The 14472-nt window shown below is 63.0% G+C and carries 14 protein-coding genes; 8 read left to right on the plus strand and 6 right to left on the minus strand.

The features are described from left to right. Positions 1–85: 85 nt before the first annotated feature. Complete coding sequence (locus tag AC1RR3_RS31895; RefSeq protein ID WP_492828134.1) at positions 86–868, plus strand: outer membrane protein; 783 nt, start codon at positions 86–88, stop codon at positions 866–868. Between the two features lie 290 nt (positions 869–1158). Continuing rightward, positions 1159–1953 carry an outer membrane protein gene (locus AC1RR3_RS31900; RefSeq protein WP_492828136.1) on the plus strand — a complete coding sequence of 265 codons (795 nt, stop codon included), beginning with the start codon at positions 1159–1161 and terminating at the stop codon, positions 1951–1953. A gap of 65 nt (positions 1954–2018) precedes the next feature. On the opposite strand, the gene AC1RR3_RS31905 is transcribed toward AC1RR3_RS31900, so the two are convergent. Beyond that, the gene (locus tag AC1RR3_RS31905; RefSeq protein WP_492828138.1) at positions 2019–2657 is read right to left on the minus strand and encodes a hypothetical protein; all 639 of its coding nucleotides are present in this window, start codon (positions 2655–2657) and stop codon (positions 2019–2021) included. Positions 2658–2798: 141 nt separating this feature from the next. On the opposite strand from AC1RR3_RS31905, the gene AC1RR3_RS31910 reads away from it, so the two are divergent. Then, on the plus strand, positions 2799–2984 hold the full coding sequence (locus tag AC1RR3_RS31910) for a hypothetical protein (protein ID WP_492828140.1): 186 nt from the start codon (positions 2799–2801) through the stop codon (positions 2982–2984). Positions 2985–3005: 21 nt separating this feature from the next. Continuing rightward, on the plus strand, positions 3006–3776 hold the full coding sequence (locus AC1RR3_RS31915) for an SDR family NAD(P)-dependent oxidoreductase (RefSeq protein WP_492828142.1): 771 nt from the start codon (positions 3006–3008) through the stop codon (positions 3774–3776). Positions 3777–3882: 106 nt separating this feature from the next. On the opposite strand, the gene AC1RR3_RS31920 is transcribed toward AC1RR3_RS31915, so the two are convergent. The 3 genes from AC1RR3_RS31920 to AC1RR3_RS31930 all read right to left on the minus strand — a co-directional run bounded on the left by AC1RR3_RS31920 (position 3883) and on the right by AC1RR3_RS31930 (position 7863). After that, the gene (locus AC1RR3_RS31920; protein WP_492828144.1) at positions 3883–4653 is read right to left on the minus strand and encodes an outer membrane protein; all 771 of its coding nucleotides are present in this window, start codon (positions 4651–4653) and stop codon (positions 3883–3885) included. Between the two features lie 179 nt (positions 4654–4832). Beyond that, positions 4833–6071, minus strand: a complete 1239-nt coding sequence (locus tag AC1RR3_RS31925; RefSeq protein WP_492828146.1) for an FAD-dependent oxidoreductase — start codon at positions 6069–6071, stop codon at positions 4833–4835. A 277-nt stretch (positions 6072–6348) separates the two neighbouring features. Beyond that, complete coding sequence (locus tag AC1RR3_RS31930; protein ID WP_492828148.1) at positions 6349–7863, minus strand: caspase family protein; 1515 nt, start codon at positions 7861–7863, stop codon at positions 6349–6351. Positions 7864–8110: 247 nt separating this feature from the next. Here AC1RR3_RS31930 and AC1RR3_RS31935 point away from each other — a divergent pair, with 247 nt between their 5' ends. After that, the gene (locus tag AC1RR3_RS31935; RefSeq protein ID WP_492828150.1) at positions 8111–9076 is read left to right on the plus strand and encodes an AraC family transcriptional regulator; all 966 of its coding nucleotides are present in this window, start codon (positions 8111–8113) and stop codon (positions 9074–9076) included. Between the two features lie 74 nt (positions 9077–9150). Here AC1RR3_RS31935 and AC1RR3_RS31940 read toward each other — a convergent pair whose 3' ends face one another. Next, positions 9151–9969, minus strand: coding sequence for a hypothetical protein (locus AC1RR3_RS31940; protein ID WP_492828152.1), 819 nt, complete (start codon positions 9967–9969; stop codon positions 9151–9153). 591 nt (positions 9970–10560) lie between these two features. On the opposite strand from AC1RR3_RS31940, the gene AC1RR3_RS31945 reads away from it, so the two are divergent. From AC1RR3_RS31945 to fabA, 3 genes are all read left to right on the plus strand, one after another. Beyond that, positions 10561–12102, plus strand: coding sequence for a DEAD/DEAH box helicase (locus AC1RR3_RS31945; protein WP_492828154.1), 1542 nt, complete (start codon positions 10561–10563; stop codon positions 12100–12102). 165 nt (positions 12103–12267) lie between these two features. Next, positions 12268–13335 (plus strand): GGDEF domain-containing protein, encoded by a 1068-nt coding sequence (locus tag AC1RR3_RS31950; RefSeq protein ID WP_492828156.1) that lies wholly within the window; start codon positions 12268–12270, stop codon positions 13333–13335. A 90-nt stretch (positions 13336–13425) separates the two neighbouring features. Then, positions 13426–13956 carry a bifunctional 3-hydroxydecanoyl-ACP dehydratase/trans-2-decenoyl-ACP isomerase gene (fabA, locus tag AC1RR3_RS31955; RefSeq protein WP_492828158.1) on the plus strand — a complete coding sequence of 177 codons (531 nt, stop codon included), beginning with the start codon at positions 13426–13428 and terminating at the stop codon, positions 13954–13956. Positions 13957–13959: 3 nt separating this feature from the next. Here fabA and AC1RR3_RS31960 read toward each other — a convergent pair whose 3' ends face one another. Further along, on the minus strand, positions 13960–14391 hold the full coding sequence (locus AC1RR3_RS31960; protein WP_492828160.1) for a TfoX/Sxy family protein: 432 nt from the start codon (positions 14389–14391) through the stop codon (positions 13960–13962). Positions 14392–14472 lie beyond the last annotated feature (81 nt).

Below are 14472 nucleotides of genomic sequence, written 5' to 3' on the forward strand. Positions count from 1 at the left end.
CGAGAACCGTCTATAGTTCAGGCATCAGATGACACGAACTTCAGTGCGCTCGCGCCTGCTACAGACCAAGGTTGGGGATTTTATCATGAAGAAGATTTTGCTGGCTCTGACCGCGGTTGCGGCAATGACCGGTTCGGCCTCGGCGGCCGACCTCGCTGCTCGTCCCTACGTGAAGGCCCCGATGGCAGCGCCCGTCGCGAACTGGACCGGCTTCTACATCTTCGGCGGCGCCGGCGGTGGCCTCTCGAACGCCGACCAGTCCGTCCAGACCACCGTCGGCGCAGTTCCGCTGACGATCGCCCAGCGCCAGGGTGGCTCGGGCTGGTTCGGCACCGTCGGTCTCGGCTACGACTGGCAGTTCAACAGCACCTGGGTCGCCGGCGTGTTCGCTGACGGTCAGTTCGGCAGCATCCGCGCCACCGTGCAGGACCCGATCGCTGGCTGGACCGGCAACCAGAAGCTGGAAGACTCCTGGGCCGCTGGTGTCCGCCTCGGCTGGCTGGTCGCCCCGAACGTTCTCTCCTACGTCAACGGCGGTTACTCCGGCGCTCACTTCGGCAGCACCAACTTCATGACCCTGGCTGGCGTGCCGGCCGGTGCCCACCTCGGTGGCTACAACCGCAACGGCTGGTTCGTCGGCGGCGGCGTCGAGAACAGCCTGAACATCTTCGGCCTGACCTCGCCCGGCTGGTTCATGAAGACCGAATATCGCTCGGCCTTCTACAACGCCAAGACCTCGAACGAGCTCACCGACGCCGGCAACGTCCTCGTTGGCCGCGACATCCGCGCCAACAGCTGGAACCAGACGATCTCGACCTCGCTGGTCTACCGCTTCAACTGGACCGGCCCGGTCGTCGCCAAGTACTGAGCTTAAATGTACTGATCTGATCTCACGATCAGACGTCAAAGCCCCGGCATCGTCCGGGGCTTTTTCCTATTTGATGGTGGCCTTGTGGCATGGCCTGCTGGCCGCCATGTCGTCCCGTGCAGTCACAAGGCACGATCATACACCCCCGGTCCTGCCGCCCCGCACAATCAATTTCAGATTGTGTCCTGCCAGCTACAGCCATATGCACGTTGTCGACATACGGTTCCCACACGGAACAGTAAATCGGCGTTCACAAAGCGCTGGACTGGAAATTAAGGGTTGGACTGGAAATGAGAAAGATTGCACTTGCTCTGACGGCGGTCGCAGCGATGACGAGCGCGGCTTCTGCCGCCGATCTGTCGGCACGTCCCTACACCAAGGCGCCATTGGCTGCTGCGCCGGTCGTAAACTGGACCGGCTGCTATGTCGGCGCCGGCGGCGGCGGCGCCATGACCAACAACGACCATAACGAGACCTACGGCCCGACCACGGGCGTGCCGATTGCGAGCAACACCAGTGTCACGTCCGGTGCACGGGGATGGTTCGGCACCGTCCAGGTGGGTTGCGACTACCAGCTCCAGAACTGGGTGGTTGGCGCGTTCGCAGACTATGACTTCATGGATGTCAAAGGCGATATCAGCATCGATGGCGTTGTTGTCCCCCGATCGACTGGAAGCCAGAAGCAGGATCAGCAATGGGCGGTCGGCGCCCGCGTGGGCTATCTGATCGTCCCGCAATTGCTGACCTACGTTTCGGCCGGCTACACGCAGGCACACTGGAAGAGCACCGCGATCACTTCCATTTTCTTTCCGGGCGGAACGGCAAGCGTGGGCGGAGCGACCAAAGGGGGCTGGTTCATTGGCGCGGGCGACGAATACGCTCTGACCAGCTTCGTGCCCGGCCTGTTCTGGAAGACCGAGTATCGCTACTCGGAATTCGATCGCGCCGATGTGGGCATCAACTATACCGGCTTCGGCGGCCCCGCCACCGGCTACGGCGAGAGCCAGAAGTTCCGCGAGCACAGCGTTCGCAGCGAACTCGTCTACCGCTTCAACTGGGGCGCTCCGCTGGTTGCGAAGTACTGATCGCAACCAACATCTCAAGCGTCAAAGCCCCGGCATCGTCCGGGGCTTTTTCGTTGTGCGGCGCCTTATCGGCTGACGCTGGCTTTCAGCGACCGGTATGCCTCGCCAAGCTGGCTCTCGATCTTCCTCCAGTCAGCTTCGGTGATCGCCTCGCCCCGCGCATCGCGGAACGCCATGGCTTCCGCCCGGGCGATGCCGAAATGCCTGATCCCGGAAGCATCAGCGCCCTCGCCATAGGTCAGCGCCGCGACGCGCGCGATGGTGAGGCCATAGTCCTGCGGACCAATGGCCTCGCGGCGTGCCTGCCACCAGTCGAGCTCGAGACGGGCGGCCTCCCGCACATCGAACGCCACGGGCGCGGCAGCCGCAAAATCGCGGTAGTACGTCACAAGGGCCGGCAGGGCCGCATCAGCCTCCCGGCGCGACCGCGTCGGCTGGAACGTCCTGGCAGCTTCGGCCGCGCTCAACGCGATATGCAGGCTCTGAAGCGGAGAAAAGCCGAACTGCGTCCGCGTCGATTGGTAGAGATGGAAGAACAGCGCGGCATAGCGCTTGTCGTAATAGTCGCGCCACATCGCGGTCTCGAGCCGCGCCATCTCGGCCGGATCGAGTGCCCGCAGATCCGCATGCCGGGGAATGGCGGCATAGGCCGCAGCCAGTGCGGCTGCAGCCGTGATGCCCATGATGATCTTGCGCACCGACATGCGTCCTCCGCGCAGCCTTGCGTCCGCTGCCCATTGTATCCGAACCGAAGCTACGGCTAGTCTGGCGGGAAGTTTTCGTGGCCGCGGCGATCGTTCGTATGCCGAGGACTGCGACAGAAGCAGACCGATGGGGAGGAATGCATGCGCAGATTTCTGCTGGTCGCAGGCTTGTTTGCCCTCGTCGTCGGGCTGCTCTGGATCGGACAGGGCACGGGCACGGTTCCCTGGCCGCGGTCAAGCTTCATGGTCAACCAGCTGCAATGGGCCGGCTATGGCGCAGCCATGGCCGGCTTCGGGCTGGTGCTGATCTGGCAGAGCAACCAATAGAAGAAACCAGGGAATACAAGCATGATATCCAACCGGTTCGATCTTCGCGGCAAGGTCGCGATCGTCACAGGAGGCAATGGCGGCATCGGGCTCGGCCTGGCTCATGGCCTCGCCGATGCCGGCGCCGATATCGCCGTGGTCGGACGCAACGAGGCCAAGTCGGCCGCAGCCGTCGCCGATCTCAAAGCGCGCGGCGTGAGGGCGATTGCCGTCACCACTGACGTGACCGACAAGGCGGCCATCGCCGCGATGGTCGAGCGTGTCGTCAAGGAGCTCGGCCGCGTCGACATCCTGATCAACAATGCCGGCATGAGCATCCGCAAGCCGCCGCACGAGCTCGAGCTCGACGAGTGGAACAAGGTGATCAACACCAACCTCACCAGCGCCTTCCTGTGCTCGAAGCTGGCCTATCCGGCGCTGAAGGCCTCGGGCAACGGCAAGGTGATCAATATCGGCTCGATGATGTCGATCTTCGGCGCCAGCTTCGCCACCGCCTATGCGGCGAGCAAAGGCGGCATCGTGCAGTACACGCGCGCCTGCGCCAATGCCTGGGCGCCTGATAACATCCAGGTTAATGCCATCCTGCCGGGCTGGATCGACACCGACCTCACCCGCGGCGCGCGGAAAGAGGTCTCGGGGTTGCACGAGCGCGTGCTGGCGCGCACGCCCGCAGGACGCTGGGGCGACATCGACGACTTCGCCGGCATCGCGGTATTCCTCGCCTCGCCCGCCTCGAACTTCGTCACGGGTACGGCGATCCCCGTCGACGGCGGGTTCTCGGTGATGGCTTGAGTTCATCCCGCACGCGGGAAAGTTGCACGCAAAAAAGAAGCCCCGGCAATGCCGGGGCTTTGAATTTGGGTCGTGATCGTTTTTTTGCTGCTTGGTCGTTCGTTGCTCAGTAGCGCGCGATGACCGGCGCGTCGAACTTGTAGCTCGCGCGCACGACGGCCCACTGGATGTCGCGCGGCTTGGCGTCGAAGGTGTAGCTGCCGCCGGTGCCGCCGAGCTGATAGGTCTGGCTGCCGAAGGCCGCGTAATTGTATTCGAGGCCGACGATCCAGTTGCGGGTGATGCCGTATTCCCAGCCGGCGCCGACGGTCCAGCCGTTGGCCCAGTGGGTCTGACCACCCGAGCCCGTCGCCGGGTTCGGAACGGTGTCGCTGACCGAGAGACGGTTGTTCACGCCAGCATAGCCACCCTTGATGTAGAACAGGTTGTTCTGCACGGCAAAGCCGGCACGACCGACAACGGTCGCGAGCACGTTGGCGCGCCAGGAGAACACGTCGTCACCCGCGCCAAACACGGTGTTCACGACGGTGCCCTTGTTATCGAGGCCGGAGATGGTGCCTTCCATGCCGAACACATAGTTGTTGGCTTGCCAGTTGTAGCCGATCTGGGCGCCGCCCATGATGCCGGCGCCGCGCTGGCGGTAGCCCTGCCCTGGCGCCAGATCGCCAAAGATCGTGGTGTTCGCGCTGTTGATGAACTGCTCATTGGTCCAGGCGCCACCGATGTGACCGCCGACATAGAAACCGGTCCAGTTGAACAGCGGCTCGGCATAAGCGGGCGCCTTCGTGTAGCGCGCACCGAGATCGGCGGCGGACGCAGCGCCAGTCGAAACCAGAGCGGTCGTGCAGGCGAAGGCGGCAATCAATTTGTTACGCATGGTACACCCCGTGTCCTTTGATGGGTGCACGCTCACACGCAGTTCTTACTCAAATTTGAATCAACAAAGTTAAGACGCCGGATTGGCAGGACGCGGTCCCTGAATCCGTCTGCGCTGTTGCATGCCCGCAACGCGTCGCGCGCGATTTAACGCGGCATTATCCCTACCGAATTGTAGCGCTATGGCGCCGGCGCGACCTTCGAATGCACGTGCTCGGGCCGCACGCCGAGCGCAAGCAGGCGCGCCGGTATGCCCTGGAGCCATGGCAGCGCGGTGATGAGGCGCACGACCAGCGGCACCTTCAGCGGCCGGTCGCCGCCCTGCAAGGCGCCGCTGATGATGTTGTTCTGCACGATCATCTGCATGCGTTGTGTCATATTCACCGGGAACTCGCGCCGTCGGCGCACGGCATCGAGTTCACTCTCGGACGGGCAGCCGTGCTGAAGCTTGTCGGCAAGCAGGTTGGCGGTCGCGACCGCATCCTGCACGGCAAGATTGACGCCGACGCCGCCGACCGGCGACATCGCATGTGCGGCGTCGCCGATGCAAAGCAGGCCTGCCTGCGTCCAGCGCGGCAGACGGTTGATCGCGACGGTGAGCAGCTTGACGTCATCAAAACTCTTCACATCCGCAATGCCGCTTCCGAGCACCGGCGCCATGCGCACGACGTCGTCGAGTAGCGCCTGGAGTCCCCTCGCCTTCACCGCATCGTGCTGCCCCTTGGCGATGACATAGGCGCATTGCCAATAGTCGCCGCGATCGAAGGTGATCATCATCTTGCCCGGCTCGATGCGCGCGAACAGATTCTCGGTCTCATCGGCCTTGCGGCCGACGCGGAACCAGAGCACGTCCATCGGCGCGCCGATCTCCTCGACCGCGAGCCCCGCACGCTCGCGCACGGTCGAATGCCGGCCATCGCAGGCAATGGTGAGATCGGCCTCGATGTCGATGATGCCGTCGGGTGTCCTTGCTCGCACGCCGGCGATCGTCTCGCCGCGGCGGATCAGATCGACGGCCTCCGTATCCATCATCACCTTGAGCGAGGCGAAACGCTTGCCGGCCTCGCGCAGGAAATTCAGAAAATCCCATTGCGGCATGAAGGCGATGAACGGGTACTTGGTGTGCAGCCGGCGAAGATCGGCGATCCGCACCTTAGTGCCGCCGAACAGGCCGTCCATCGTCTGCAAGCGCTGATGCGGCAGCTTCAGGAATCCGTCGATCAGGCCGAGCTCGTCCATCACCTGGAGCGTCGAGGGATGCACGGTGTCGCCGCGGAAGTCGCGGAAGAAATCCGCATGCTTCTCCAGGACCACGACATCGATGCCCGCGCGCCCCAGCAGATAGCCGAGCATCATGCCGGCGGGCCCACCACCGACGATGCAACACCGAACTCGGATCGGCCGTTGATCGGATGTCATTGCGGCTACAACGCGCTCCGTCGCTCGGAATCGGCGGATAATTGTAGCGCCAGTCACGGTCGACTGCAGTCTCAATTTGACGGACCGGAGCAGTTCCCGGACCGCCGATTCTACCTAAGACTCGACTCAAGCCAAGATCACAATTAAAAATTGTAGAAAGGAATAAGATCGCGCCGCCAGTGAACGCGACGGCAATGACGAATGGGACGGAGGCCGCAATGATCAAGGCATTGCAGATAAATGTCCGAGCGTCACGTCTCTGCGATGACAGGGGTCATCAATTGTTGCTGCGGTTCGCCGTGCGAAAACTCTTGATCTCAGACACGCTGCCGTCGCGATAGGTCAGCTCCACCGAGACGGACTGGGTGGCCGGGGCAAGCTTCATGTAGAGCGGCATGCCGGCGGTGATCGCGCTGGGGTCGCGCATATCGCAGGCAGGCATCTTCAGCACCTGGTTGGGCACGGCGGTGTCGATGCCGATGCGCACCTCGCGGATGGCGCAGCGATACGAGACGAGATGCGTGTAGTAGACCAGCAGCCCGTTGAACTCACGGAATGACAGCCAGCTCGTTGCGGTCATGTCGAGGATCTTGCGCTGGTCGCGGATCAGCGCGGCCTCGGGATCGAACTTGATCGGGAACGGCCCCTGCATGTCGCCGGACTGATCGACATAACGGACCTCGATGGTGCCGGCCGCAGCATCCGGCGGCAGCTCGATCGAGGGGTTCGGCATCCGCTTGCGCGTGCGCGGGTCGAGCGTGTCGATGAATCCGGTCTCGCGGAAATCACCGTTGCCGGCCATGCGCCAGGAAATGCCGAGCGTCGGATCGGCGAAGGAGAACACCACGCTCCAGCCGCCATTGTGGCGCGAGAAGCTCGCGATCGGCGCGTTGGTGGTTTCCTCCTTCGGCACACGCGGCACCGACACCGGCGGCAGCGCCGCAAGCTTCTGCGCGGGCGGATCGGCCGGACGCGCGGCCGTATCCTTCGTGATGCCGCTGAGGAAGACGTCGTCGACCATCTGGTCGAAATAGACCGGGACCTGCCTGTGCTTGACGGTGTCGGCCATCTCGCTGACCAGACGACGCGTGCGCTGCGCCACCTGAACGAGGTTCTCGCCGGGTTGCAACAGCTCCTTGGCGAAGGTGCGGGTGAACACCGAATTGGGATTGGCATCGTCATTGGAGAGCCGATCGAGCGCGGTCTGGCGGGGCCCCGCCGAGAACACGGAGAACACGCCTTCGGGCAGTTGCACCATCGGGGCAAGCCCGCCGCCACCGGCGACCGCGCGCGTGCCGGAACGTTCGAACGGATTGTTGCGGCAGGCGTCGAACACCAGGATCGAGGTCCGCGCCTTCTTGTTCTGAAGGCGCTCGACGATGCGGTCGGCGAGGATGGAGGCGTCGCGCACCAGCTCTTCCTGCCCTTCCGTCGCCGCCGGCACGTCGGTCGGCAGCAGATAGTTCTGGCCCGCGATCTCGAAGCCGTGGCCGGCGTAGAAGAAGAATGCAGTGTCGCCGGGCTCGATCGCCCGGTCGAACGCGAGCAGCGTCTCGGAGAATTGTTGCCGGCTCTGGTTCTCGGCAACCATCACCGAGAAGCCGAGCTGCTTCAGCGTGTCGCCCATGGTGCGGGCGTCGTTGACGGCCTTGAGCAGCTTCGGAACGTTTCTGTAATCGTTGTTGCCGACGACGAGCGCGACGCGTTTCTCGGCATAAGCGGGAAGCGCAAAGCCGCCCAGGCTCGCCACGAGGCCAAGAGCCGCCAGAATTCTGAAAAGCCGACGCATCATCGAAAAATTCCCGTTGCAGAACGGCACCGCGCCAGTCCCTTGAACCGGGGTTCATGGAACCCTCTGCCGTTGATGTGATAGTCGGCCCAGCCATATCGACGGTTCAAGGCCAAGAACAGGGGCAAGAACAGGCTCACGAACAGGTATGGGCCTTCGGTTCCATCATCTGGGCTATGGCAGGTTGCGCTGGAATCTGCTTTTTCTTGGACGATTTTCTTGGGCAATTGCACTGGAAGCGGGGGCTGCCGTGTATCGCTGGTGTACTGACGAAGTCGAACCGCACGACCGCTTCGACTATTGGCGCGAGGTCCGATCCAAGGGCCTGTTCGGCGTTACCGCCGAACTTGAGCGTGAGCGGCGCGCGGATTTCTACGGCGAATTCTCGCTGCGCCAGCTTGGCGGCGGCGGCCTCGTCGAGCTGAAGGCCTCGCATTACACGGTCGAGCGCAGCACCTCCGACATCGCCTACGCGCCCGGCGACAGCATCTGCGTCTACCAGCAGCTCGGTAGCGGCGGCTGGTTCGGCGGCATGCGCGGAAGCGATTTCGCGATTGCCAATGGCGGCTTCGCCACCAGCCATACCGACCTGCCCTATCGTACCGCGCCGCTCGGTGCGGGCGGCTTCCACTTGCGGATCCTGAAGATCCCCGTCGGCGCCCTCCCCACCCAGGACAAGCGGGTCCGTGAGCTGACGCCGCGGACCTTCGACGACCTCACCCTGGCGCCGCTGCTCGGTGCCTGCTTTGCCGATCTCGGCGAGGCCGCCGCGGCCGAGGATGGGACAGCAGATGCGACCTCCCTCGTCCAGGCGCTGGCCCAGTTGGCGCTGATCGAGCGCGGCATCGTGCGGCCCGGCAGCCGGCTCGGACAGGCTGCGCTGCGGACCGCCCGCCTCTCGCAGGCGCGGCGCCTGATCGCGCGCCACCTCCACAACCCTGAGCTCGCGCCGGCGATGGTGGCCGACCAGCTCGGCGTCTCCGTGCGTCACCTGCACATGCTGTTCGAGGCCGCCGAGAAGAGCTTCTCACAGACGGTGACCGACGAACGTCTCAAGCAGAGCCGCCGCCTGATGCGCGAGGCGCCAGAGCGGCTGATCGCCGACATCGCGACCTCCTGCGGCTTCGAGAGTCTGGCGACCTATTACCGGGTCTTCAACGCCGCCTATGGCATGGCCCCCGGCGACTTCCGGGCCCAGGGTTCTGAGGGGCGTTAATCTAATAGAGGCCGCGCCGAGAAAAGAACTGAATATACAACTTGCGAATGCTTGGTGACGGTTTGTAGTTGAACTCACTTCGTCGTACCAACTTGAGACGTAAGCTCGCCTTCACTTGCCGAAGCAGCCTCCGGCCTTTTGGGTTCCGGAGCCTTCTTCTCGGGAATGCCGACATCCTCATTTCCGCGCCTGCGCGCGATCAGCTGTGGGCTCCGCCCGGAAAAGACACTACGAATAACCGTTGATGGCGAGCAGTTCGGCTCGAACTCAAACAGAAAATCGTTCAGGTAGTCGAGTTTGTATCGAATTGTCGCGTCGCTTAAAGCAGCCCGCAGATAGGATTGCTCGTTCCCGTCTATAACGTCGGGCGATCGCTGCGCATCCCCTATAAGAGCGTCGAAATAATCCGATAGTATCTTGTCAAGTTCGGGATCCTCGCTTCGAGCGCGCTGACTCGGCCCGTACGTCTCCATCGTACGCGCGCTGGAATCAATTCGATGCTGAAGTGCATAGTACCGCTCCTTCAGTTCACCAATGGTCCAGTGCTGAACATCAGAATAATAGTACGGTGCGCTCCGGAGAGACCTATACACCGAAGTAAAGTCGGAATTCTTATTCATCGATGTCTCAGCAAAATTCAGTCGTGACGAAATTTCTTGTCCTAGGCGTTGTAGAGAGTCTGTTACCCGGTCTGACTCGCGGATACACTGCTGATAGTTACCATAGTAACTTCCACCAAAGGTTAGTAGCACCGCGGTCAGCAACCACAGAAAGCTTGGTGCGTTTATAATTTTCGTGAGCTTCGCGCCCGGCGTCGGCTTCTCGACAGCAGCAAGAACTCGTTTTTGAAAATTTTGTTCTCGGCGTTGGCGCTGGAATTCGCTTTCGCGCATATGCAAGAACCTCCCCGCCGAACTGATATGGTCAATCGATAATCAAGCATCAAGTATGGTTGTAGCTTTTGGTCAGCGCGACCTGGAAGCGAGAACTCTGCTCTCCTTTTTGCTCTGCTAAGAGGGCACGACAAAATTCGTGAATATTTTACTGGGATCCCCTGTAGAGGCGAAAGCGCTCCCTATCCCGAAGCTAGCGCAGGCCGCATGATCTGTCTTTGCCGTGCGCCGAGAGGAAATCTTCCGCAGGAAGGATGATGACGAGCTAGGCATACGAAGGCATTGTCGCCTCGAAGTCCCCCCAGCCGCCGGCCCGACCAATGGCCGAGCCGGAAAAGATGAGCCGCGCCCGTGATTTGGGCAAAACCTCAGGGTTTTTAGGGTGTTCCCGCGCCTGCTCCATTGACTTTGGCCAATTCCCGCCTATGTTCCGGGTCGACGCGGCTCGGATCGAAGAGCGATTCCTGAGCCTTGCGCTTTGTTCGCGTGAGTCAGCACCCCCAGCTTCTTTGAGGAGCGCGCCGTTTCGGGGTGGAACGCGACCAGCCTTATTACCCTCGATTCCGAACGGCGGTTTCGACCAGAGGCTCAATGTCCTTTTCAAATCTCGGACTGTCCGAAAAAGTCCTCGCCGCAGTAGCGGCCACCGGTTACACCACCCCCACCCCCATTCAGGAACAGGCGATCCCCCACGTCCTCGCACGCAAGGACGTGCTCGGCATCGCCCAGACCGGCACCGGCAAGACGGCGGCCTTCGTGCTGCCGATGCTTACCATCCTCGAAAAGGGCAGAGCGCGAGCGCGCATGCCGCGCACGCTGATCCTCGAGCCGACCCGCGAGCTCGCGGCGCAGGTGAAGGAAAACTTCGACCGCTACGGCGCCGGCCAGAAGCTCAACGTCGCGCTGCTGATCGGCGGTGTCTCCTTCGGCGACCAGGATGCCAAGCTGACGCGCGGCGTCGACGTGCTGATCGCCACCCCTGGCCGCCTGCTCGACCATACCGAGCGCGGCGGTCTCCTGCTCACCGGCGTCGAGTTGCTCGTCATCGACGAAGCCGACCGCATGCTGGACATGGGCTTCATCCCGGACATCGAGCGCGTCTGCAAGCTTGTCCCCTTCACGCGGCAGACCCTGTTCTTCACCGCGACCATGCCGCCGGAAATCCGGCGCATCACCGAAACCTTCCTGCACAATCCGCAGAAGGTCGAGGTTTCCAAGCCCGCCACCACCGCCGTGACCGTCACGCAGTCGCAAGTGCCTGCCGGGCGCGAAGCGCATGAGAAGCGCGAACTGCTTCGCCGCCTGCTGCGCGAGGCCAAGGATCTCAAGAACGCGATCATCTTCTGCAATCGCAAGCGCGAGGTCGCGATCGTTCACAAATCGCTGCAGAAGCACGGCTTCAGCGTCGGCGCGCTGCACGGCGACATGGACCAGCCGGCCCGCATGGCGGCGCTCGAACAGTTCCGCAAAGGTGAGCTGCCGCTGCTGGTCGCCTCCGACGTCGCCGCCCGCGGCCTCGACATTCCCGAGGTCAGCCACGTCTTCAATTTCGACGTCCCGCACCATCCCGACGATTATGTCCATCGCGTCGGTCGTACCGGCCGCGCAGGCCGGTCCGGCATGGCGATCTCACTCGTGACGCCGCTCGACCAGAAGTCGATGGTGGCGATCGAGAAGCTGATCGGCCAGAGCATTCCGCGCGCCGAGGGCGATTACGAAGTGAGCGCAGAAGCCGGCGACGCGAGCGAGCGACCGCGCGAGCAGCGTGGACGGGATCGCGAACGCTCCCGCGGCGGACGCGGCAAGCCGCAGCGCGGCGGCCGCGACCGTGAACGCAGCCACGAGCCGCGCGAACCGCGTGGCGAGGCAAGACAGGCTTCTGAAACAAGGCCTTCAGCAGAAGCACGGCCCGCCCCCGAGGCGAAGCCTGCGCGCGAGCCGAGGCCTCCGCGCGAGGCCAGACCATCATCCGAACCACGTCACGGCTCGCGCCAGCAAGCCAATGCGTCGCATGTGCCCTCGATCGGCCGCCCCGAGCCGCGCCGCCAGCGCGAGGCCGACAGCGAGCCGGGCGATCATTCGCATCTGCCGGCGTTTCTGCTCCGGCCGGTGCGCTCTCCCGCGGGCGCCTGAACTGCGATGCACCAGGAGTCGCGGTTGAGCAGGATCGCCGCGACACTTTTTATGATGTATTGCGACCGTATATTTACTGGCCGTTCACAAACGCCCGTTAGCCTACGAACATAATTTAAGCATTGCTGCGGTCGACTGCGCATCGACCGCTGTGGGGTATGTTCCGTGGTCAAGGTTCTCGACGAACACGAACGCACAATGGCGTTCGCCGAAGTAGCGCTCGGTCAGATCCGGTCGCTTCGGCAGACGGCAATTCCCCGCAACTACGAGATCTGGTACGTCTACGCCACCGGCTACAACGCGCCGCTCAACAAGATCATCAACGAGACGCTGGCCCGCCACGGCAAGCTGACCGAAGGCGATCTCGAGCAGATCTACGAGACCTATCTCTCCCACATCAAGACCACCGACCGCATCGACAAGGTCGGCGCGCGCGTCATCGGCGAGATTGACGACGTGATGAAGGTCCTGACCGACGCGCTCGGCATGACCGGCACCTATGACGCAAGCCTGTCGGGCGCGAGCGAGAGACTGTCGTCCGCCAAGAGCCGCGACCAGATCAAGGCGATCGTCGAGACGCTGCTGCGTTCCACCAGCGAGATGCGCGAGACCAACAAGGCGCTGGAAGACCGGCTGACGCTGTCGAAGAACGAGATCAGCAACCTCCAGCAGAGCCTGGAGGCGATCCGCGCCGAGAGCCTGACCGACCCGCTCACCGGCCTCGGCAACCGCAAATATTTCGACCGCATGATCGGCATGGCCGTGCAGAACGCACTCGCATCGGGCGAGCCGCTGTCGCTGCTGCTGTTCGACATCGATCACTTCAAGTCGTTCAATGATTCCTACGGCCATCTCACCGGCGACCAGGTGCTGCGGCTCGTCGGCCTCTCGCTGAAGCAAACCATCAAGGGCCAGGACATCACCGCGCGCTATGGCGGCGAGGAATTCGCGGTGGTGCTGCCCAACACCGCGCTGCGCCAGGCCCTCACGGTTGCCGATCACATCCGCCGTGCGGTGATGGCGAAGGAACTGAAGAAGAAATCCACCGGCGAGATCCTTGGCCGCGTCACCATCTCCGTCGGCGTCTCCATGCTCAAGCAGGGTGACGATACCGAGGCGCTGATCGAGCGCGCGGATGCCTGCCTCTATGCCGCCAAGCGCAACGGCCGCAACCGCGTGATCTGCGAGGCCGATCCGGAATTCGCGATCGAGAGCCACAGCCGCGTGGCGTGACGGAAGCAGCGCGCCGAACCGCGTGCGCTTGACATTCTGATCTGACGAACGACATCTTCCTCGCCGCCTGAGCATCGAGGATTTGTCGTCGTGCCCAATCCCCATGATTTTCACACGCCACAGCCGTCCTACAGCAAGGACGATCTGCTGAGATCGAGTGAAGGCGGCTATTTCGGCCCAGGCAACGCGCAATTGCCGGCACCGCCGATGCTGATGATGGACCGCATCACCGAACTCAGCCTGGACGGCGGCGAATTCCGCAAGGGCCATATCGTTGGCGAACTGGACATTGTGCCGGGCCACTGGTTCTTCGATTGCCACTATCGCGGCGATGCGATGATGCCGGGAAGCCTTGGCCTGGATGCGATGTGGCAGATGATCGGCTATTGGCTGGGATGGTCGGGCTCCCCGGGCAAGGGCCGCGCCATCGGCGTCGGCGAGGTCGAAGCCACGGGCTTCATCACGCCGGACACGGAACGCGTACGCTACGAGGTCGCCATGCGCATGGTCCGCCGCGGCAAGCTGGTGCTCGGAATTGCCGACGGTCGGGTGCTCGCCGACGGCACCTGCGTCTTTACGGCGAAGGATATGCGGGTTGGCCTGACCAAGGCCGTGGAGTGATCCTCAAGCCTTTTGTTTGGCGCGCTTTCGCGCCGGGCTCGTTTTGATCACCTTCTTGGGCGTTTTCGCAGGCTTTGCAGCTTGCTTCACTGCCTTCTTCCCCTTCGGCTGCTTCTTCACCTTGGCGCGCTGGGCGGCGGCGAGCGCAGCCCTCGCCCATCTCACGAAATCCTCGGAATCGTCGAACAGGCGCGCCGGCAACTCCCAGTAGGAGTTGACCGTCACGGTCTTGGCGCGGGTCGAATACTGGAACGGTTTTGAGCCTTCCGCTTCGAAGTCCGGGATGGTCACCTCGTCGGCGCGGAAGAACAGGCCGGCGCGGAGAGACAGCGCGAAGTTGATGCCATCGGCGGAAATGCCGTAGCCGGAGAACATTTTTCGGATGGTGACGAGGCCAAAATCGGCGAACAGGTCGATCAGGAATTCGCGGTCCATGGCACGCCCTCTCGTGCCCCGGACGCAGCGCAGCGTGTCAGAAGCGCGTTTACGCGCGTCTTCGACTCGCTATGGCGCTGC

This window comes from Bradyrhizobium sp. GW821-FHT13H05 (genome assembly GCF_058804065.1).